Below are 1,936 nucleotides of genomic sequence, written 5' to 3'. Positions count from 1 at the left end.
GCCGTCGTCGCACACAAGCCAGGTTCCGAATAGCTCTCGGCGACAATCTGCTGCTTCATCTCTTTGCTGAAGCGTCGCCGCCGGCCGCTATCGATAATATCAAGTCGTTCCATTCCGCACTGTCCGTATTGACGTCAATAAGGACAGTCAGTGCCAAATCCGACAATTCTCACAAGGCGGCCCACCTCGGATGCGTACCGTAGATCATTGCCGTGAAGTTTTGATCAGTTTTCTCGCTGCGCATTGCGATCCCTTTGACAGCTTTGAGCTTGGCGAAGAAGTTTTCGATGAGATGACGCCATTTGTAGATTTCAGCGTCGATTTGGATCGGTACTTTCGCCGGGGCCGTTGCGAAATGACGATCTTTGCGCCGCGTCCATTCATCGCCTCGACGATCCAGTCGGCATCGAAAACCTTGTCGGCAATCAGCGCCTCGAACTCGATGCCCTCAATCAAGGGCGCGACGCCTATCGTGTCGTAGCGGTGGCCGGGCGGCCAGGCAGCAGGATGGAGCGCACCAAGTTTCCGAGCGCGTCTGTTCAATGCCAGGATTTTGGTTGTCCAACCGCCCCTAGGACTTCTCAATCGCCTGATTTTGAGTCCCCCTTTAGGGGCCGGAACAAGAGCTGTGCAGAATCTTGCGCTAAGGTCGAACGAAGAGTGAACAGAGGTGGCGGCGTTCGTCTGAACAGTTTGGCGGGGTTTGTTAAGTGGGTTTCCGCCTCTGTCATGCCGCGGCCGGGATTGGCTGCGGCGCGTTGAAGTAGGCCTGATCCGGGGTGCGCCGGTCAAGCGATGAGTGAGGGCGTCTGGAATTGTAAAAGGTCAGATACCTGGCAAGGGCCGCCCGGGCTTCCGGCACGCTGGCATAGGCGTGCAGGTAGACCTCCTCGTATTTAATGGTCCGCCATAGCCGTTCGACGAAGACGTTGTCGCGCCACGCGCCCTTGCCGTCCATGGAGATGGCGATTTCGGCGTCCTTCAGCACCTTGATGAAGTCGATGGAGGTGAACTGCGAGCCTTGGTCGGTGTTGAAGATCTCGGGCTTGCCGTGTCGGGCCAGCGCCTCCTCGACAGCCTCGATGCAGAAGTCCGCCTCCAACGTGATCGACAGTCGCCAGGACAGGACGCGGCGGCTGAACCAGTCGATGACGGCGGCCAGGTAGACGAAGCCGCGCGCCATCGGGATGTATGTGATGTCCATCGCCCAGACCCGGTTGGGTCGGGTGACGGGCAGATTGCGCAGGAGATAGGGATAGATCTTGTGCCCCGGCGCCGGCTTCGAGGTGTTCGGGCGCCTGCAACATCCGGCTTCCCGCGAACGGATAGTCGAGATGCAATTCGTCGATCCGGCGCATCAATGCCAGATCGGCGGCGGCAACGGGCCGGGGCAGGTAGTAGACGCTGCTCCGGCCGATCCCGAGAGCCCTGGCCTGACCGGCGATCGAAAGATCGTGGCGGCGGTCGATCATTTCCTTGCGCTCAGCAACCCGGCCTTGTTGAGCGCGCCGGCTAAAAAATCGTTCTCCAGCGCCAGTTCCCCGATCTTGGCGTGCAGCGTCTTGACGTCCACGGCCGGAGCCGCAGGACCGGACTTCACCTCCATGCCAAATAGGCCGGACGCTCCTTCCAGAAGCAGGTCTTTCCATTGCTTGATCTGGTTGGGATGAACGTCGAACTGCTGCGACAACTCGATGAGCGTCTTCTCGCCTCGGATCGCGGCAAGCGCGACCTTGGCCTTGAACTCGGGGCTGTGATTACGGCGGGGGCGTTTCGTCATGGTCTCTCCTGTTCCCGGCTTCTATGCCGCGTTCAGGCGAAAATTCCACTTATAACCCCTGTTCAGATTTCCCGAGCCAGCTCTGTCTCCGTTGATCGAGGCGCATCTAAGCTGTCCGCTCTTCTCCATTACGATTATCGCTGTGCCGGTTTCGCC

1 protein-coding gene and 1 pseudogene are annotated in these 1,936 nt (G+C 59.2%); one reads left to right on the top strand and one right to left on the bottom strand.

All coding sequences use genetic code 11. The features are described 5' to 3' along the window. Positions 1-190: 190 nt before the first annotated feature. The gene (locus AC07FD_RS29070; protein ID WP_478352645.1) at positions 191-481 is read left to right on the top strand and encodes a hypothetical protein; all 291 of its coding nucleotides are present in this window, start codon (positions 191-193) and stop codon (positions 479-481) included. 246 nt (positions 482-727) lie between these two features. On the opposite strand, the pseudogene AC07FD_RS29065 reads toward AC07FD_RS29070, so the two are convergent. Further along, positions 728-1,780, bottom strand: a pseudogene (locus tag AC07FD_RS29065) (IS3 family transposase). Positions 1,781-1,936 lie beyond the last annotated feature (156 nt).

This window comes from Mesorhizobium waitakense, from assembly GCF_056431085.1.
This window is presented reverse-complemented; position numbering and strand designations above follow the sequence as displayed.

Excerpts from the sequence above, each read along its gene's own strand:
- AC07FD_RS29070 (WP_478352645.1), top strand. The coding sequence starts at position 191 with ATGCGTACCGTAGATCATTGCCGTGAAGTTTTGATCAGTTTTCTCGCT.